Here is a 19,062-nt window from a genome sequence, read left to right as displayed (position 1 = left end):
CTCCCAAAGTTAAATAAATAATCAGTCAAATACACCGCTTAGACCGACTCGGAAGCTTGGATCGCCCTGAGAAGCTGCTGCAACACCAGTTGTGAGTGACCATCGGCCGTTATCTGCGGTCTTACGCAGTGTTAGACCCACGGCATTTTCACCACCATGGTAAGCAGCCCCAACGGCATAGGTATATTTACCTGAAATATACGGCGCGGTTTCCAGTGCCATTGCTGCTGCGACCCCTGCATTGGCCATTTTTTTGACATCGTCAATCCGTTGATTGGTGTCGTAGAAGGCCTGTTGCATTTGATCGCCAAGGTTTGTGATTCGATCACCTAATGCCTGATCGGCATTGTTAAGTGCATTGAGTGCATCACCGACATTGTCATGTTTTCCACCCGCAACCTCGTAACTCGGTGCTGTCCAACCTGCACTTGGATCATAACCCGCTCCGCCACCTAAGGCCTTGGCTACATTTTCATAAGATTTATGCAATTGGCTACCGTTAATTGCATCTTTTGAATCTGCTGCAATTACCGCCTTCATTGGTCACGCCACCACCCAAGATATCGCCTGTAGAGGCAATGCTGTCATTGAGCTGACCACCATTGATTGCATCTTTTGAGCCTGCTGCAATCGTGCCATCGGCTACACCGCTGATCTTGCCTGTTGCTGCATCAATATTGACGTCACCCACTTGTACTGAATCAAAAGACACATCATCTTTGGTCGCTACATTGTAGATGTCTTGCCCATCAGCACCTGTGGTTTTAGTCACAGTAACATTCTTGCCTTCTGTCACTTCGGTTTTAGAGGCTGCTGCTTCTCCTTGGATCGCATCGGCAACTGTATCGTAGCCTTTACCACTCACTGTAAATGGACCATTCAGCTTACCGCCTTCATTGGTCACACCACCGCCCAAGATATCGCCTGTAGAAGCAATGCTGTCATTCAGCTGGCCACCATTCACAGCATCTTTAGAACCTGCTGCAATCGTGCCATCTGCAACACCACTGATCTTGCCTGTTGCTGCATCAATATTGACGTCACCGACTTGGACTGAATCAAAGTCTACATCACGTGCTGTGGCAACTTCATAGTTGGTACTGCCATCAGCGTTCTTGGTTTGCGTCACCACCATATTGTCGCCTTCGGTGACCGTGGTTTTGGCTGCAACTGCCTGACCACGAACCGAGTCAATCGCATCATGGATATTGTTTTGACCTGTGTTCCCTACATTGCCCGTAGTAATTGAACCATCTGGATTCAGCGTCGTTTCACCACCAATTGAGTTTTTAACACTGTCTGCAATACCATGGATTTGACCACCATTGACCGCATCTTTAGAACCCGCTGCAATCGTGCCATCGGCTACACCACTGATCTTGCCTGTCGTGCCATCAATATTGACGTCACCCACTTGTACCGAATCAAATGACACATCATCTTTGGTCGCAACGTTGTAGATGTCTTGACCATCGGCACCTGTGGTTTTAGTCACCGTGACGTTCTTACCTTCTGTCACCTCGGTTTTCGCAGCTGCAGCTTCACCTTGAATCGCATCGGCAACGGTATCGTAGCCTTTACCACTCACGGTAAATGGACCATTCAGCTTACCGCCTTCATTGGTCACGCCACCACCCAAGATATCGCCTGTAGACGTGAGGCTGTCATTGAGCTGACCACCATTAATTGCATCTTTTGAACCTGCTGCAATCGTGCCATCTGCTACACCACTGATTTTGCCTGTTGCACCATCAATGTTGACATCACCCACTTGCACCGAATCAAATGACACATCATCCGCTGTCGCAACTTCGTAGATGGTTTGCCCATCTGCACCTGTGCGGCTTTCAACAGTCATGTTCTTGCCCGCTTCAACTTCGGTTTTCGCTGCAACGGCCTGACCACGAACTGAGTCAATCGCATCATGGATATTGTTTTGACCTGTGTTCCCCACGTTGGCAGTTGTGATTGAACCATCAGGATTCAGCGTTGTTTCGCCACCAATTGAGTTACGAACACTGTCTGCAACACCATGCAGTTGCCCACCATTGACCGCATCTTTAGAGCCTGCTGCAATCGTGCCGTCTGTAACGCCACTGATCTTGCCTGTCGTGCCATCAATATTGACGTCACCTACTTGCACCGAATCAAATGACACATCATCTTTAGTCGCAACGTTGTAGATATCTTGACCATCAGCACCTGTGGTTTTAGTCACCGTGACGTTCTTACCTTCTGTCACCTCGGTTTTCGCAGCTGCAGCTTCACCTTGAATCGCATCGGCAACCGTATCGTAGCCTTTACCATTCACTGTAAATGGACCATTCAGCTTACCGCCTTCATTGGTCACACCACCGCCTAAGATATCGCCTGTAGAGGCAACGCTATCATTCAGTTGACCACCATTGACTGCATCTTTAGAGCCTGCTGCAACTGTGCCATCTGCAACGCCACTGATCTTACCTGTGGTTCCATCAATGTTGACATCACCGACTTGTACTGAATCAAATAACACATCGTCTGCGGTCGCTACTTCATAGATGGTTTGTCCATCTGCACCTGTACGGCTTTCAACGGTCATGTTCTTGCCCGCTTCAACCTCAGTTTTCGCTGCCGCTGCTTCGCCTTGAATCGCATCGGCAACCGTATCGTAGCCTTTACCACTCACCGTAAATGGACCATTCAACTTACCGCCTTCATTGGTCACACCACCACCCAAGATATCGCCTGTAGACGCAACGCTGTCATTCAGTTGACTACCATTCACAGCATCTTTAGAACCTGCGGCAATCGTGCCATCTGCAACGCCACTGATTTTTCCTGTAGTGCCATCAATGTTCACATCACCCACTTGAACAGAATCAAATGAGACATCGTCAGCCGTTGCAACGTTATAGATGTCTTGTCCATCTGCTCCCTTGGTTTTAGAAACAGTAATGTTCTTACCTTGGGTGACTTCAGTTTTCGATGCAGCAGCGGCTTTGTCTAATTGACCCTTGTTGACTGCATCAGTGTCGTCAACACCTGCACCGACATTGCTAATTGGGTTACCCGCTGCATTGATACCTGACTTGGTAATACTTGGGCCATTCGCAATGGTCACACCATTGTCATTGATTAAGGTATCGCCCGCACGAACGCTGTCTACCTTCAGATCACGGTTTAGGCCATATTTGATATTGTTACCATCTTTGGTCACCGTCAGATTTTCTTCGCCTGCAACTGTACCGATATCAACCGTGTCACCTGCTTTTACTGCACCCGCTTTGGCCCCGTTACTTTGTAGATTCCAGCCTTTGTCTAGTTCTGAAATGGCTGCACCAACATTGCTGACATTATTGCCATTCACGGTATAGCTTGGTGCAGTCACGGTGCCATCAGGGTTTACGGTTGAACCGCCACCTAAAGCGTCCGATACGCTCTTCGCTGTGCCTGCTAACTGGCTACCATTAATCGCTTCATCCGAAGTCGCGCTGACTTCGCCCGCAGTTACACCACTGATCTTGCCTGTAGTGCCATCAATGCTCACACCATTAGCACCACCTACTGTGACATTGTTAAAGTCAACATTGTCAGCCGTTGCAACGTTATAGATGTCTTGTCCATCTAATCCCGTGGTTTTAGTCACGGTGATGTTCTTACCTTGAGTGACTTCAGTTTTCGATGCAGCAGCGGCTTTGTCTAACTGACCTTTGTTGACTGCATCAGTATCGTCAACACCTGCACCGACATTGCTAATTGGATTACCTGCAGCATTGATACCAGACTTGGTAATACTTGGGCCATTCACAATGGTCACACCATTGTCATTGATTAAGGTATCGCCCGCACGAACGCTGTCTACCTTCAGATCACGGTTTAGGCCATATTTGATATTGTTACCATCTTTGGTCACCGTCAGATTTTCTTCACCTGCAACTGTACCAATATCAACTGTATCGCCTGCTTTGACTGCACCTGCATTGGCACCATTTGTTTGTAGGTTCCAACCTTTGTCTAGTTCAGAAATGGCTGCACCAACATTAGTGACATTATTGCCATTCACGGTATAGCTTGGCGCAGTCACGGTACCATCAGGGTTTACGGTTGAACCGCCACCTAAAGCATCCGATACACTTTTCGCTGTACCTGCCAACTGGCTACCATTAATCGCTTCATCCGAGGTTGTACTGACTTCGCCCGCAGTTACACCACTAATCTTGCCTGTTGTACCATCAATGCTCACACCATTAGCACCACCTACTGTGACATTGTTAAAGTCAACATTATCTGCCGTTGCAACGTTATAGATATCTTGTCCATCTGCTCCTGTGGTTTTAGAAATGGTGATGTTCTTACCTTGAGTGACTTCAGTTTTCGCTGCCGCGGCCGCCTTGTCTAACTGCCCTTTGTTGACTGCATCAGTGTCGTCAACACCTGCACCAACATTGCTAATTGGATTACCCGCAGCATTGATGCCTGACTTGGTGATACTTGGGCCATTCGCAATGGTCACACCATTGTCATTGATTAAGGTATCGCCCGCACGAACGCTGTCTACCTTCAGATCACGGTTTAGACCATATTTGATATTGTTACCATCTTTGGTCACCGTCAGATTTTCTTCGCCTGCAACCGTACCGATATCAACCGTATCACCTGCTTTGATTGGTGTTCCGTTAGTGCCATTACTTTGCAGATTCCAGCCTTTGTCCAGTTCTGAAATCGCTGCGCCAACGTTGTTGCTTTCTACACCATTCACGGTATAGCTTGGTGCGCTGACGGTGCCATCTGGATTAACCACTGAGCCACCACCTAAAGCATCGGATACGCTCTTGGCTGTTCCTGCCAATTGGCTACCATTAATGGCTTCATCGGAAGTTGCACTGACTTCGCCCGCAGTTACACCACTGATCTTGCCTGTGGTGCCATCAATGTTCACACCATTAGCACCACCAACAGTCACATTGCTAAAGTCAACATTATCAGCCGTTGCCACGTTATAGATATCTTGTCCATCTGCTCCTGTGGTTTTAGAAACGGTGATGTTCTTACCTTGGGTGACTTCGGTTTTGGCTGCAGCAGCGGCTTTGTCTAATTGACCTTTGTTGACTGCATCAGTGTCCTTAACACCTGCACCAACATTGCTAATTGGATTACCTGCAGCATTGATGCCTGACTTGGTGATACTTGGGCCATTCGCAATGGTCACACCATTATCATTGATTAAGGTATCGCCTGCTCGAACGCTGTCTACCTTCAGGTCTTTATTCAGGCCATATTTGATATTGTTACCATCTTTGGTCACGGTTAGATTTTCTTCGCCATTCACCGTACCGATATCAACTGTATCACCTGCTTTGATTGGTGCTCCGTTAGTGCCATTACTTTGCAGATTCCAGCCTTTGTCCAGTTCTGAAATCGCTGCGCCAACATTAGTGACATTATTGCCATTTACCGTATAGCTTGGTGCAGTTACTGAACCATCTGGATTCACGGTTGAACCACCACCCAAATGATTTGCGGTTGACTCAGCAAGGTTTCCTAATGCTTGTTGGGTTGAATAAAGTTGTGAACCGTTAATTGCATCGGTGCTAGTTTCGTTGACACGACCTGCCGCAACATTGGTAATTTGGCGTTCGTTGCCTTCACTCCCCACGCTCACCACACTGCTTGGACTGGTGCCTGCATAGTTATAAGTAATGTCTCCAACTGTACCATTCGATGTTGGATTCGCTGTGGAAGTGACTGAGCCAGAACCTAACGCCACATCATTCGCATTAGTCGCTACAGCATTAGAACCCAATGCAATACCACGTTCTGCTTGTGCATTAGCTGTATCACCCAATGCAATTGTACCTGCCGCTGCTGCTGTAGAGGTATTCCCTAAAGCGACTGAACCCTGACCAACGGCCAAATTAGTGTTACCAATCGCGACCGCACCACTCGCCAACGTTGATGCAGTATTATCACCTGCCGCAGTATTGTCTTTACCCAATGCGACAGCACCGCTACCTACAGCTCTGTTTGGATCACCAATCGCAACTGCACCGTCACCATTTGCCACCTGATTACGACCAATTGCAACGGCACCACCCTCTGCTGTCTCTGAATTAGCAGTAGTTCCATCAGAACCAATCGATACATTTTGACCAGTTGCACCTGTTGTTACGCCATTTCCCATGGCAATATTGTTCCCTCCTGCGCCCGTTGCCGTCGCAGCATCATTACCAATTGCAATATCATTGGCACTATTGGCTTTGGCCGCTGATCCCATTGCAACAGCATACTCACCCGCAGATTCTGCACCAGCCCCCACTGCAACAGTTTGCTCACCCGATGCATTTGCTTGCGCGCCAAAGGCACTAGATAATGTACCACTCGCTGTTGCATTTGAACCCGTTACAGTCGCCCCTTCTGCTAAGGCCGCTGCCTGATTACCTGTTGCAGTGGTAAAGTTTGCTGTAGCCTTAGATAAATTTCCCGTCGCAGTTGAATACTCCCCACTCGCCTGTGCTCCTGCACTCAGTGCGGTTGCTCCTTGTGCTGAAGCTATGCTGAGTTGCCCAATCGCTACAGTGCTTCTTCCTGCTCCACGAGCAGAGTCTCCAATAGCAACAGCAGCACGAACCACACCATTATCAGTCACGCCTTGTGCTGTTGCTCCTTGCCCAACTGCAATATCACGTGTATTGCCAGCCGTACTCTGTCGCCCCACTGCAATGGTTTCATTCCCTGTTGCCTTGGAACGGGTTCCCATTGCAATAGAATCAGCACCTGCAGCATGCGGAGAGGCAGCAAGGTCATAATCTCTGGACGGTGAATCACTACTACCAATCGCGATACCACGTTGACCGCTCGTTGTTGCTGAATAACCGAGTGCAATACCGCCTGTTGCCCCTTTGTTTACAGTAGCGGTGTTCCCTTGCGCAATAGCATAATCTGCATCAGCATAGCTCTGACGTCCAAAAGCAATGGCTGTCTGACCCGTTACACGGTTAGCGATACCAATCGCAATACTATTGGTTCCCACACCAGTTCCATCGGGAGTTGCATTTGCTGCATCCACCACTTGGTTACCAACCCCCATTAAGGTATTGTAACCACCCGTCCCCGCTGAACTATTACCCTGTCCAATCAAAACATTATGAAAATTACTGCTTGAACTTGAATTATTGGCAGTCCCGACTACAGTTGCCCCTCCAATCCCCCTAATCGTATTTTGGCGCCCCACTGCAGTCGAGCCTGTGAGCACTCCTCCTGTATTGCCTGTCGGCACACCAGCACCATAAGCAACACTTCCCGTACCACGACGGTTCACCACTCCTTGCTGCCAAGTTGAGTCAGTCCCTGAGATGTTATTACCACATCCCACCGCAACACTCCCACCACCATTTCCTGTTGTTCCATTGGTAATACTGGCCTGTCCCCCCATACCACTACATTGGTCATTAGACGGCGAAATGGCCATACTCGACCCATTACTGGAAGCTCCGCCTCCAGTATTCACAGCAGCAAAAGCCCCTGTGCTAAAAAACACAGAACTGAGTGCAATCGCAATTAAGCTCGGTCTAAGCAGAACCTGTTGATATTGAGAGTTAGATAATGAAACTGCTGTTTTAATTGAGGTATTTGCAGCGACATTTCGTTTTTTTGTTACGCCACGGGCGTTTTCTGAAACCACGGTCCATATATTTAGGCTTTTGTTCCAGACCAAGCGATAGATTTTATTCATAAATAGGTACTTTTATGTAGTTCATACCCGCACGAATATAAAAAAATAATACCTACAAACAATTAACAATCATGCTACATTTTTAACAATTACATCACATTTTTGGTAATTTTAATGAATTATTCCTCAAATGCATAATTAAGCACATATTCAACAAAAATAATAAACATAATGGGACTTTTTAAGAATAAATCACAACTGTATATTTAGGCTCAGGTATAAGTGTGTCATCTCGACATTCAAAACCTTTTTATTTCTATGCTATGAAAAAACAAATACTTAACATCCATAACGATTATTTAAAATTAATTGTGGATACCGCAACAACATTTGGTGTCCCAAAAGCTGAAGTCATTCGCTATTGCCAGATCCCGTTATCGTTACTGACTGATAATAACAACCATGAACGTATAAGTTTTGACCAATGGACAGATATTATTATTCGACTATTAGAACTTTTACCCGACAAAGCGGTCGGTTATCAGTTTGGCTTAAACTGTAAACTCACCTCGCATGGTGCACTCGGTTTTGTCATTATTACCAATAGCTCGATTGGTAAAGTACTGGTAGATTTACAGAAATACTATAGTATGCGTATCCATAAAATGGATTTGTCGGTACTCAGTAAAAATAATAAAATTATCATTCGCTTTAATCCACTTTATCAACTTCCTGTTCATTTAAATGAAAGTAAGAAAAATACTGTAAATAAATTTTTTATTGAAAGTGCTTTAATTGATATTGTGAATAACCTACAAATGGTCACCAACTTTAATTTAACTGGTGTCAATATTCATGTGACTTGGGATAAAGAGGCTTATCATTCACTTTATGAAAAACGCTTACCCAATTTTCATTTTAATCAAGACTACAATCAGATTACCTTTGACCAAAAATGCTTAGACCTCCCCCTGACCTTTAGTTCAAATAGTGCCTACCAACTTGCAATGGAAATGGTGAATAAGGAATACCTTTTCTATCAAGATCAGGATAATAAAATTATTTTAAAAGTGAACCAGCAATTAAAATTTACTCCAGGTTTAGGTTTTCCAAGCCTGACCGATGTTGCAGATAAATTAAAATTATCAGAAAGAACCTTAAAAAGAGAGTTATCTCTTGCCAATACGACCTTTTCCGCTCTGCTGCAATCAAAGAAGTTCGAACTTGCCAAAAAGCTGATTGACTCGAATCGTAATATTCAAGAAATTTCTGATTTACTCGGTTATAGCCATATCAGTGCCTTTTCTAGAGCATTTTTAAGTTGGACAGGAAAAAAACCGAGTGATTATATTCGGGAACAACGAGTTTCAATTAAAAATTTTTATATACAGCAATCTAAGAAGTTATATAAAGAATAAGGTATGTTGAATATTGATTAAATTAACATTCAACACCATTAACCACAAAATTATACATAATATGCATTTTTTACCTAAACTATTCCATTATTTAAAAAAGGAAGATACATTATAAAAACTCAATTTCATCCTCAGTTGTTTTGCCCTGAATGAGACAACTGAGGCTTTTTATTCAAAGAGTAAATTAATAATGAATTGCATTATTCATTATTAAATAAAATTCGCTATTTTAGATAGCACCCAGTTTACCCTCAGTTGCCGATACCCCGAATTAGGCAACTGGGGCTTTTTAATTTTAACTCGATCTATTTATTATTTATTCGCCTTATAGATTTCGTTGATTCACACGTTTTGATAACGCTTCTGCAGACTCTTTTCGTTCAGAATAGCGATCGGTTAGATAAAGACTTTGCCCACGCGTAAGCAAGGTAAATTTATAGAGCTCTTCCATCACATCTACGATACGATCGTAATAAGAAGATGCTTTCATGCGTCCATCTTCTTCAAACTCTAAAAAAGCCTTTGGAATTGAAGACTGGTTTGGGATGGTAATCATCCGCATCCAACGTCCTAAAATACGCATTTGATTAACACTATTAAAAGACTGCGAACCGCCACTCACTTGCATAAGTGCCAAGGTTTTCCCCTGTGTCGCACGAATTGCGCCGCCAGCCAAAGGAATCCAGTCAATTTGCGATTTAAAAATCGAACTCATGGAACCATGACGTTCAGGTGAACACCACACCATGCCTTCTGACCATGCTAACAATTCATGCAATTCTTTTACTTTGGGATGCTCACTATCTGCATCCTCTGGTAAAGGCAGCCCTTTGGGATGAAATATTTTTACTTCTGCACCAAATGCCTCCAAAATTCGACCCGCTTCCATCACCGCTAAACGGCTATAGGAACGCTCACGATTCGAACCATATAACAATAAAATACGGGGTGCATGATCCAGCGCTTTAGCTTGAACTTTTTCCAATGTAGGTTGATCAAGAAGATTTACATCAATATTTGGGAGCGTCATTACAATTACACCGATTTAAAAATATTTCTTTTTTAGCCACAAAGACACACTGACCAGCGCAATCAATACAGGGACTTCAACCAATGGCCCAATTACCGTGGTAAATGCGACTGGTGAAGCCAAACCAAAAGTGGCAATCGCAACCGCCAATGCCAACTCAAAATTATTACCTGCTGCGGTAAATGAAATGGCTGTCGTTTTGGCATAGCCATTGCCTATCCACTTACTCATAAAGAAACTGATAAAGAACATGAGTACAAAGTAAATGGTCAATGGAATCGCAATACGAAGTACATCTAAAGGCAAGCTCACAACCTCACCGCCTTTCAAGCTAAACATCGCCACAATGGTAAACAGTAAAGCCAACAAGCTGAGCGGGCTGATCTTGGGCAAAAACACATGCTGATACCAGTCTAAACCTTTGGCGCGTACCAAGATCAAACGAGTCAGAAACCCAAGCAAAAATGGAATACCCAGATACACCAAGACAGCATGGGTAATGGTCCAAAAATCAATATGGATCACTTGCCCTGCAATACCAAAGTACGGCGGTAAAAACGTGAGGAATAACCAAGCATAAGTACTAAAGAATAGAATCTGGAAGATACTATTGAAGGCAACCAAGGCCGCGACATATTGATTATCACCACAAGCCAAACCATTCCAGACCAGCACCATCGCAATACAACGGGCCAAACCAATCAGAATCAGTCCTGTCATATATTCTGGATAGTTATGCAAAAAAATAATGGCTAATGCAAACATCAGAACAGGCGCAATAATCCAGTTCTGCACCAAGGATAAAGTTAAGGTTTTCTTATCTTTAAACACTTGTGGCAAGGTCGCATAATCCACTTTGGCTAAGGGTGGATACATCATCAAAATCAAACCGATTGCGATCGGGAGATTGACTGAATCGACACTCATTTGGTTTAAGCTGACTGAGGCTTGTGGCATAAAAATACCAATGGCAATGCCTACAGCCATGGCGATAAAAATCCAGAGCGTTAGGTTACGATCTAAAAAGGACAGTGTTTTCATGGCATTTTAATCACAACAATTTTTGGGTGCTAAGCTGTGCAGGTCTGGAAATAGGGTCACAGCTTGCATCTCCAAAACCGATAAAATCTCATGCCCCCAAGCTGGTAGTTGTGGATTGATACGGTAATACACCCATTGCCCCTGACGGCGATCTTGCAACAAACCCGAAGCACGTAATAACGCCAAATGACGCGAAATTTTCGGTTGGCTTAATTGTAGTTTTTCAGTCAGATCACAGACGCACAACTCCTGATGCTGGGCTACCAACATCACGATATTTAACCTTGTTTCATCTGATAAGCATTTAAAAAAATCAACAGCTTGCATTTCTCGATCCCCTTTCAATCTGTAATCTCACGGCACCTATTTACTGAATTCGCTGACCATGTTCATCAATCACCTGTTCGCCATCTTCTTTGCGAAATGCGCCTTTTTGAGGGAATGGTAAAATGTCGAGTACAAGTTCCGATGGTCGACAAAGACGTGTGCCCAACGTGCTAACCACAAAGGGACGATTAATCAGAATGGGATGTTCAAGCATAAACTCGATCAGTTGAGCATCACTCCAATCTTCACGATCAAGTGCCAACGCACGATAAGGCTCAACATTTTGGCGAATTGCATCTCTGACAGTTAATTGTGCATCCCGAATCAATCCAACCAACTCATCATGGCTTGGTGGAGTAATAAGGTATTCAATAATGGTGGGTTCTACCCCAGTATTTCGAATTAAAGCCAATGTATTGCGGGAAGTACCACACGCGGGGTTATGATAAATGATGATGTCTGACATGACGTGCTAATCTGATAAATTGAATGAAACCAATATATATGTTTTACCATATATATGTAAATCCATATATTAAAGCAAAATGAAGATACCTAAAAATATATGATTAAAGTCATATGAATAAGATTTTATAAATTTTCAATGATTACTGTTTGGCGAAGAGCGCTTTAGATTGATAACGGATGAAAACGCATCCTAAAATGAGCTAAATCGTTCTAACTCATCAATCAGTTGCTTCTTTAGTTCATCATCATAAAGGTTGAATTTTAAGGTTTGGGTATAATTATCAACAAAGATGAGACGACTAAATTCACTGTTGACCAAACCTTTAGCAACTAAGAAGGCCTGATAAGCCGAAAGTAACACATTCAAACGATGATTCAGCGGTTTTTGGTCTCGTATTGTGGGCACTTTATTCTGCATATAAACAACTCCTCAATTTTCTAAGTCCCGCCCCTTTATTTAAAATAATCTAAAGTTCTATGGATAAGTCGTTCTCAATTTTTGTTATTGCAGTTTTTATTATATAAATCACGATAATGTTTTTAGATGACACTTTTATGACAGCTCTAACTTTCAGCAAAAATCAATGAACATCAGCTAGATAAGTTTTCCTGTATAGACTATGCTGCTTAAGCCACTTAAAAGCGATATCTCACAATGAACGATACATGTCTTTTAACAGAATTAGATCTCATCATTAATTATTATGTGACGAGAAATGGCTATCGGCCGACCCGAATTATTTTAGGTTATAAGACCTATGGTACACTGATGCAAGATCAGCGTTTTGCCGATGAGGTCATAAACTCAGCCCTTGATCCCAATAAGCGTAAATATAAAAAACTGAAAATTAAAGTCACCAAAGATGATCACCAACTCGAGTTAGAATAATCTAAATCACCCAGCTTCAGTATCATTTCTCTATCGGAAACGAAGCATAGAAATTCCGAATCAAATAGTAGAAAATTGATAGCTCTAAATATTTTAAATGTAGTCACGACATGATTATCAGAGCGTCTCAGGATGACCATCTTACTTTATTAAATATATGGGAAAAATCAGTCCGAGCGACCCATGATTTTTTACCAGAAACCATGATTGCTGAATTAAAACCGTTAATTTTGAATGAATATTTCCATCATGTTCAGTTGAATAAATACATGATTGATCAACAGATTGTAGGATTTCTAGGTACCAGTGATGACAATATTGAAATGTTGTTTATTCTGCCTGAGTATCGAAGATCAGGGATTGGTAAAGCCTTACTCGATTTTGCAGTCAAACAACTTCAAATCTATAAAGTCGATGTGAATGAGCAAAATCTGCAAGCGGTTAACTTCTATCAGAAAATGGGATTCCATACTGTGAGTCGTTCCGAACTCGATGGTCAAGGCAACCCCTATCCGCTTTTACATCTACAAATTACAGCTTGAACGAACTTGAGCTAAGCTGAGTCTTGCTCAAAAATAAATACTTGCTCAATCCTCAGACCAAATGCATGTGCAATTTTAAAGGCTAATGACAGACTGGGATCATAGCGACCCTTTTCTATGGCATTAATAGTTTGCCTTGACACGCTCACATAATCCCCCAAGTCGCTTTGTGACCAACCTTTGTGCTTTCTTAAATCGGGTAAATTATTCTTCATCTATATTTCCAAGTTCCAACCGCTGTAGCAATAGACCAAAGCATTGCCATCATCGGCCAAATGATAAACATGGTTAATTTTGGAAATCCAACATTTTCTAAAAATCCATAGCTAAAGCTAATGAGAGCAGTGCCAACAAAAGCAAGACCCAAGGCTTGCAATTGTATCTTTTGCTGCAACTCATCAAAACGTTTGAATTGCTTAATAATGATCAATGCAATCATCAGTGCAGGCAATATTGGCATTAATGAAACAACAATTTTAAGCCATTGTATCTCAATAAAATTTAATGCCTTTAATGATCCCACCAAAACCACGATATATAGTGCAATTGCAGCAATCAACTCAAATAAATTCCGATAGTTTTTCATAACCCACCATGTAAAGTAAACTTTACATTAATATATGAGTTCAACTCTTCAATGTAAAGCTTACTTTACATATTTTTCATTCTTAAACAGAAAACTGGTCATCTGGTTCTCGTCGAATTGATCATTTTGAAAGACAAGTTAAGCAAATGAGTCACTGAGCAAATTTACTTTTTCTTCTAATATGCGCCTACTGAATAGTAACCTTCGAGCTTTAGGTTCACATGACTCAATCGCCAAAAGTTAAACGCAGTTTTCTCAAAACACAAACCGCGCAAAAAATGCTGAATAGCCCTGCGAGCCGTCAAGCACGCAAGATCCTCTCTAATGCGCGAGATCGTATTTTACGTGGACAACAGCTTGCGCTCTCAGGCAAAACACCTTTTGATATTGTGTACCAGCGTGAAATCATCAGCCTACGTCACTACACAGCTGCGACTGACAGCACGGTCAAGCATCGTATTCCATTGGTGATCGTGCCACCCTTGGCAGCCAATATGCTGATCTACGATTTATTTCCAAATCGTAGCTTAGTCCGTTATTTTCTAGCGCAAGGTTTCGATGTTTATCTGATTGACTGGGGCACGCCGAGTCTACGTCAAGCCAAATATAACCTTGGCACTTACGTTAAAACTTTTATGCCAGACTTTATCGAAAAGATTCGAGAGCATAGTGGTCAACAACAACTGTCACTGTTTGGTTGGAGTTTGGGTGGGGCGTTATCGCTTTGCTATACAGCCTTATCACAAGATAAAAATATTCGAAACCTGATGATTTTAGCCTCACCGATTAACACGCATAAATCAGGTTATATGGGCAAGTTTTATCAGCGTCTTACCGTTCCTGCGCAATGGATTCGTAGTAATACCAAATTCCGTATTCACCAAGTACCCAGCCGTGTCTTTCATATTCATGGCTGGCAAAATACCTTGGGGTTTAAACTCACCGATCCGATTGGAAACTTTAAAAACTATTGGGAGTTGTTAAAGAACCTTGATGATCGCCAATTTGTAATTAACCATGCTACCTCAAGCTCTTTTGTGGACAATATGCTGGCTTATCCTGGTGGTGTCATGCGCGATATTATTTTGCGTTTCTGGATTGATAATGAGTTATCGACAGGTTCTGTTCAATTTGGTGAGCAAAGCGCGAATCTAAAAGACATTGATTGTTCAGTACTGGCAATTGGCGGCAGCAGCGACATTATCGTCACCGCGGAAGCAGTACGCCCACTCATGGATTTAATCAGCAGCAGCGACAAGCAATTTGAAATTGTACCGGGTGGCCATATGGGTCTGGTCTCAGGCAGTCAAGCACCACAGTTGGTCTGGCCTGTGGTCACACAATGGTTAGCACCACGTTCTGATTAAGCGAATTCATTCTAAAAACAAAAAGCTGCCATCATCGGCAGCTTTTTTAATATCGATCTCGCTTAATCATGCAAAATGCTGATAACGATGCAATACCAAACCTTCAACATTGACAGGTGTACCTAATAAATAGCCCTGTAACTGGTTACAGCCGAGACTGGTCAAAATATCTGCTTGCTGTTGGGTCTCTACCCCTTCTGCAGTGACAATTAAACCTAATTTTGCAGCCAAATGGATAATGCTTTCCAGAATCGCTTCTTCTTTTGAATTTGGCTTGAGATCAATTAAGAAACCACGATCAATTTTGAGTTCATCGACAGGTAAATCTTTTAAATATAAGAAGCTTGAATATCCAGTACCAAAGTCATCAATCGCAATGCGGATGCCAAGCTTACGCAAACGCTCCAAAGTACGAATACTGGAATCAATATGATGCATAGCCGTGGATTCAGTAATTTCAAGAATGAGATGATGCGGTTGGATTTGGTATTGTTCTAATAATTGCTCGAGGACACTAAATAGCTTTTTATTTTCGAATTGTAATGCAGAGAGATTAACAGCAATTGGATAAAACGGACTATTACTTCGTTCCCATTTCTGGATTTGCTGACAGGCTTGTTCCAGTGCCCAATACCCCATTGGAATGATCAAACCCGTTTTCTCTGCCCCTTCAATAAACATTTGCGGGGTCAGCAGTCCCAGTGTTGGATGCTTCCAGCGAATCAGGGCTTCAACACCACAGACTTCATAATTGCATGTAAATTTAGGTTGATAGAACAATACAAATTGTTGTTCATCGACGGCTTTGTACAGATCATTGATCAATTTAGACTGACTACGTACATCTTGCTGATCTGACATTGTATGGAACATGGTATAGGTATTACGGCCCTGATCTTTTGAGATCAGCATGGCAACATCAGCATTAATCAGTAAGTCTTGAACATTGGTGCCATGTTCAGGGTACATGGCAATCCCGACACTGGCAGAAATGTTAATATCTTTTGCCGCAATCAAATAGGTTTCTTGGATGCAATGCAAGATATCTTCTGAAAGCTGCATTGCTTCATTGAAATCGGTATCTTCCGAAATTAAAACAAACTCATCACCACCAATACGAAACAGCTTATGATTATCACCAAGCTTAGTGTATAAACGGTTTGCCATCTGAATCAGTAGTTGATCACCAATATGATGCCCAAAAGCATCATTCACGGATTTAAAACGGTCTAAGTCAATATATAAAAATGCTGCTTTCTGGCCATTTAAGCGATGATGATTAAACACCACTTCGGCATGTTCAGTCAGGTATAAACGATTCGGTAGCTTTGTAAGCGCATCATGTAAGGACTGAGTAGCAAGCTCTTTGTTGATGAGTGTAAGTTGCTCATTGCGTTCTTCTAACCGTGCTTCGAGTACGGCAACCGCAAAGCCTGCAACTAACACTAGACTGGTAATAAAGATAATCGTGAATAATAAGACGCTTTGTTCTGTCTGCTCAGAAGTCAGGATTTGCGCTAGGCTTTCATCAAAATAAGTCGCAGCCATACCCGTATAGTGCATGCCAACAATACTTAGCGCCATTAATATGGCAACCACTGCTTTGAGTAAAGTACGATAGGTAACTGCGGTTTTATATTTAAAAATGAAAAAGAAACTTAAGCCTGAACCACTGATTGCAATCAATACAGAACACAACACCAGTAAAGGATCATAATGCATGGCATGATTTTCAATGCTCAATGCGGCCATACCGGTATAGTGCATCCCCGATATACCGAGTCCCATAAATACAGCACCAAGGATTAAGCGTGGTATAGGCAAAGTTGGTCTTGAGGTCAACCAAACAGCAAAAATAGACGCAGCTGCGCCAATCAAATAAGAAAGTACAGTTAAATTAACATCAAAGTGATAGCCTTCCGGCAAATGGCTAGCCAGCATTCCCACAAAGTGCATTGACCATATCGCTAACCCCAAGATTAGCCCACTCGCAATCAAAATGCTTTTTTCAAACTTTTTATAAGCACCTTTAAAAACGAGTTCTTCCATCGAAACTGCAGCGTAACATGTCGCGACTGCAACCAAAATGGAAACGATGACCAATGTGCTATCGTAATCAACGTGAACCATAAAGGACTTCCATGATTATTCAGTACTTTTTTTTATATGATGAGCAAAATGCCCGAAATCCGAACGACGTTTTACACCCAAAGAAGCCATGAATATGGTATTCATAAACTTTCCTTAACAATAACATCATCTAGCATAAGGTCAAGTCTTTTTCACTTTATAAATCAATAGAATAAAAGCACATTTTCATTTCAAACCAATGAAAAATCTTGTTTTTTTATTACATTTTTTTTACCAAAAGACTCATTTTATTTTGCTAAATCATTTTAATTTTTAAGTTATTTCAATTTGTTTGTTTTTAATCGTGCAGATACCCCAAAGCATGCAACACTTTTTAGTTTAAATCATCGCTGCAAATGAGCAGCAACATGATCAAAACATAAACAATATAAGCTTATTTTTCAAGCTACATTGTTATAACTCTGTTATCACAGCCCATAAAAAAGCCCCTGTACAAACAAGGGCTTTTAAAGATTAAACTAGAACTTAGTTTTTCTCTTTATCTACGATTTTGTTCGCTTGAATCCAAGGCATCATCGCACGTAACTTATTACCCGTTACTTCGATACCATGTGCAGCATTTTGACGACGACGAGCAGTCATTGATGGATAGTTCAACGCACCTTCTTGGATGAACATCTTCGCGTATTCACCAGATTGGATACGTTTCAATGCATTACGCATTGCTTCACGAGACTGTTCGTTGATTACTTCAGTACCAGTCACATATTCACCGTACTCAGCATTGTTAGAAACTGAGTAGTTCATGTCTGCGATACCGCCTTCGAACATCAAGTCAACGATTAACTTAAGTTCATGTAAGCATTCGAAGTAAGCCATTTCTGGTGCATAACCAGCTTCAACCAAAGTTTCGAAGCCCATTTTAACCAATTCAACCGCACCACCACAAAGAACTGCTTGCTCACCGAATAAGTCAGTTTCAGTTTCTTCACGGAAAGAAGTTTCGATGATACCCGTACGACCACCACCTACGCCTGAAGCATAAGAAAGTGCAACGTTACGCGCATTGCCAGAAGCATCTTGATGGATCGCGATTAAGTCAGGAACACCTGAACCACGTTGGTATTCAGAACGTACTGTGTGACCAGGTGCTTTCGGAGCAACCATGATTACGTCTAAGTCTTTACGTGGAACAACTTGGTTATAAAGAATAGAGAAACCATGAGCAAATGCTAAAGTTGCACCTTCTTTGATGTTTGGTTCAATCACGTCACGATAAAGTTGAGATTGGAACTCATCTGGCGTCAAAATCATGACTAAGTCAGCTTGAGCAACAGCAGCTGGAACTTCAGAAACTTTAAGACCTGAATTTTCAGCTTTTTTCCAAGAAGTAGAACCAGCACGTAAACCAACAGTTACGTCTACGCCAGAATCTTTCAAGTTAAGTGCATGTGCATGGCCTTGTGAACCATAACCAATGATTGCAACTTTCTTGCCTTGGATGATTGATAAGTCACAGTCTTTATCGTAAAAAATTTGCATCTGTTTTCTCCATGAAAACTTTAAAATATGTTGGGTATTTCCCCCTCACCCTAACCCTCTCCCCAAGGAGAGGGAACTCCTTCTCCCTCTGGGAGAAGGTTGGGATG

At 42.4% G+C, this 19,062-nt stretch carries 15 protein-coding genes; 4 read left to right on the top strand and 11 right to left on the bottom strand.

All coding sequences use genetic code 11. The features are described from left to right. Positions 1-21: 21 nt before the first annotated feature. Both WA352_RS05145 and WA352_RS05140 read right to left on the bottom strand, forming a co-directional pair. Positions 22-540, bottom strand: coding sequence for a YadA-like family protein (locus WA352_RS05145; RefSeq protein ID WP_050511468.1), 519 nt, complete (start codon positions 538-540; stop codon positions 22-24). Next, the gene (locus WA352_RS05140; RefSeq protein WP_336141445.1) at positions 500-7,714 is read right to left on the bottom strand and encodes an ESPR-type extended signal peptide-containing protein; all 7,215 of its coding nucleotides are present in this window, start codon (positions 7,712-7,714) and stop codon (positions 500-502) included. The genes WA352_RS05145 and WA352_RS05140 overlap by 41 nt, the downstream gene beginning before the upstream one ends. Positions 7,715-7,977: 263 nt before the next feature. Between WA352_RS05140 and WA352_RS05135 the strand changes: the two genes are divergently transcribed. Further along, a complete protein-coding gene (locus WA352_RS05135) occupies positions 7,978-9,072 on the top strand; it encodes an AraC family transcriptional regulator (RefSeq protein WP_033133782.1) in 1,095 nt (364 codons plus the stop codon). Between the two features lie 325 nt (positions 9,073-9,397). Here WA352_RS05135 and arsH read toward each other — a convergent pair whose 3' ends face one another. From arsH to WA352_RS05110, 5 genes are all read right to left on the bottom strand, one after another. Next, the gene (arsH, locus tag WA352_RS05130; protein ID WP_033133781.1) at positions 9,398-10,102 is read right to left on the bottom strand and encodes an arsenical resistance protein ArsH; all 705 of its coding nucleotides are present in this window, start codon (positions 10,100-10,102) and stop codon (positions 9,398-9,400) included. A 15-nt stretch (positions 10,103-10,117) separates the two neighbouring features. Beyond that, positions 10,118-11,143: an ACR3 family arsenite efflux transporter gene (gene arsB, locus WA352_RS05125; protein ID WP_005319279.1), complete on the bottom strand. Its 1,026-nt coding sequence runs from the start codon at positions 11,141-11,143 to the stop codon at positions 10,118-10,120. Between the two features lie 6 nt (positions 11,144-11,149). Continuing rightward, positions 11,150-11,470 carry a metalloregulator ArsR/SmtB family transcription factor gene (locus tag WA352_RS05120; protein ID WP_005206842.1) on the bottom strand — a complete coding sequence of 107 codons (321 nt, stop codon included), beginning with the start codon at positions 11,468-11,470 and terminating at the stop codon, positions 11,150-11,152. A gap of 40 nt (positions 11,471-11,510) precedes the next feature. Continuing rightward, positions 11,511-11,936 (bottom strand): arsenate reductase (glutaredoxin), encoded by a 426-nt coding sequence (gene arsC, locus WA352_RS05115; protein ID WP_033133780.1) that lies wholly within the window; start codon positions 11,934-11,936, stop codon positions 11,511-11,513. Positions 11,937-12,128: 192 nt separating this feature from the next. Next, positions 12,129-12,356 (bottom strand): hypothetical protein, encoded by a 228-nt coding sequence (locus tag WA352_RS05110; RefSeq protein WP_005206838.1) that lies wholly within the window; start codon positions 12,354-12,356, stop codon positions 12,129-12,131. Positions 12,357-12,593: 237 nt separating this feature from the next. Here WA352_RS05110 and WA352_RS05105 point away from each other — a divergent pair, with 237 nt between their 5' ends. Then, positions 12,594-12,827 (top strand): hypothetical protein, encoded by a 234-nt coding sequence (locus tag WA352_RS05105; protein ID WP_004804338.1) that lies wholly within the window; start codon positions 12,594-12,596, stop codon positions 12,825-12,827. 110 nt (positions 12,828-12,937) lie between these two features. Then, positions 12,938-13,369, top strand: a complete 432-nt coding sequence (locus WA352_RS05100) for a GNAT family N-acetyltransferase (RefSeq protein WP_033133779.1) — start codon at positions 12,938-12,940, stop codon at positions 13,367-13,369. 11 nt (positions 13,370-13,380) lie between these two features. On the opposite strand, the gene WA352_RS05095 is transcribed toward WA352_RS05100, so the two are convergent. Continuing rightward, positions 13,381-13,584, bottom strand: coding sequence for a helix-turn-helix transcriptional regulator (locus tag WA352_RS05095; RefSeq protein WP_005206827.1), 204 nt, complete (start codon positions 13,582-13,584; stop codon positions 13,381-13,383). After that, positions 13,581-13,955, bottom strand: a complete 375-nt coding sequence (locus tag WA352_RS05090) for a hypothetical protein (RefSeq protein WP_005184912.1) — start codon at positions 13,953-13,955, stop codon at positions 13,581-13,583. The genes WA352_RS05095 and WA352_RS05090 overlap by 4 nt, the downstream gene beginning before the upstream one ends. 221 nt (positions 13,956-14,176) lie before the next feature. On the opposite strand from WA352_RS05090, the gene WA352_RS05085 reads away from it, so the two are divergent. Beyond that, on the top strand, positions 14,177-15,322 hold the full coding sequence (locus WA352_RS05085; RefSeq protein ID WP_033133778.1) for an alpha/beta fold hydrolase: 1,146 nt from the start codon (positions 14,177-14,179) through the stop codon (positions 15,320-15,322). Between the two features lie 66 nt (positions 15,323-15,388). Here WA352_RS05085 and WA352_RS05080 read toward each other — a convergent pair whose 3' ends face one another. Together WA352_RS05080 and ilvC are read right to left on the bottom strand one after the other, a co-directional pair. Further along, positions 15,389-17,452, bottom strand: coding sequence for a putative bifunctional diguanylate cyclase/phosphodiesterase (locus WA352_RS05080; RefSeq protein WP_005206824.1), 2,064 nt, complete (start codon positions 17,450-17,452; stop codon positions 15,389-15,391). A 486-nt stretch (positions 17,453-17,938) separates the two neighbouring features. Then, complete coding sequence (ilvC, locus tag WA352_RS05075; RefSeq protein ID WP_004655853.1) at positions 17,939-18,955, bottom strand: ketol-acid reductoisomerase; 1,017 nt, start codon at positions 18,953-18,955, stop codon at positions 17,939-17,941. Positions 18,956-19,062: the final 107 nt, after the last annotated feature.

The sequence above is a fragment of the Acinetobacter sp. 102 genome (assembly GCF_037028485.1).
Classification (GTDB): Bacteria; Pseudomonadota; Gammaproteobacteria; order Pseudomonadales; family Moraxellaceae; genus Acinetobacter; species Acinetobacter higginsii.
The sequence above is the reverse complement of the archived record's forward strand: the minus strand, read 5'-3'. Positions and strand labels throughout refer to the sequence as shown.

Excerpts from the sequence above, each read along its gene's own strand:
- WA352_RS05145 (WP_050511468.1), bottom strand. The coding sequence starts at position 540 with ATGAAGGCGGTAATTGCAGCAGATTCAAAAGATGCAATTAACGGTAGC.
- WA352_RS05140 (WP_336141445.1), bottom strand. The coding sequence starts at position 7,714 with ATGAATAAAATCTATCGCTTGGTCTGGAACAAAAGCCTAAATATATGG.
- WA352_RS05135 (WP_033133782.1), top strand. The coding sequence starts at position 7,978 with ATGAAAAAACAAATACTTAACATCCATAACGATTATTTAAAATTAATT.
- arsH (WP_033133781.1), bottom strand. The coding sequence starts at position 10,102 with ATGACGCTCCCAAATATTGATGTAAATCTTCTTGATCAACCTACATTG.
- arsB (WP_005319279.1), bottom strand. The coding sequence starts at position 11,143 with ATGAAAACACTGTCCTTTTTAGATCGTAACCTAACGCTCTGGATTTTT.
- WA352_RS05120 (WP_005206842.1), bottom strand. The coding sequence starts at position 11,470 with ATGCAAGCTGTTGATTTTTTTAAATGCTTATCAGATGAAACAAGGTTA.
- arsC (WP_033133780.1), bottom strand. The coding sequence starts at position 11,936 with ATGTCAGACATCATCATTTATCATAACCCCGCGTGTGGTACTTCCCGC.
- WA352_RS05110 (WP_005206838.1), bottom strand. The coding sequence starts at position 12,356 with ATGCAGAATAAAGTGCCCACAATACGAGACCAAAAACCGCTGAATCAT.
- WA352_RS05105 (WP_004804338.1), top strand. The coding sequence starts at position 12,594 with ATGAACGATACATGTCTTTTAACAGAATTAGATCTCATCATTAATTAT.
- WA352_RS05100 (WP_033133779.1), top strand. The coding sequence starts at position 12,938 with ATGATTATCAGAGCGTCTCAGGATGACCATCTTACTTTATTAAATATA.
- WA352_RS05095 (WP_005206827.1), bottom strand. The coding sequence starts at position 13,584 with ATGAAGAATAATTTACCCGATTTAAGAAAGCACAAAGGTTGGTCACAA.
- WA352_RS05090 (WP_005184912.1), bottom strand. The coding sequence starts at position 13,955 with ATGAAAAACTATCGGAATTTATTTGAGTTGATTGCTGCAATTGCACTA.
- WA352_RS05085 (WP_033133778.1), top strand. The coding sequence starts at position 14,177 with ATGACTCAATCGCCAAAAGTTAAACGCAGTTTTCTCAAAACACAAACC.
- WA352_RS05080 (WP_005206824.1), bottom strand. The coding sequence starts at position 17,452 with ATGGTTCACGTTGATTACGATAGCACATTGGTCATCGTTTCCATTTTG.
- ilvC (WP_004655853.1), bottom strand. The coding sequence starts at position 18,955 with ATGCAAATTTTTTACGATAAAGACTGTGACTTATCAATCATCCAAGGC.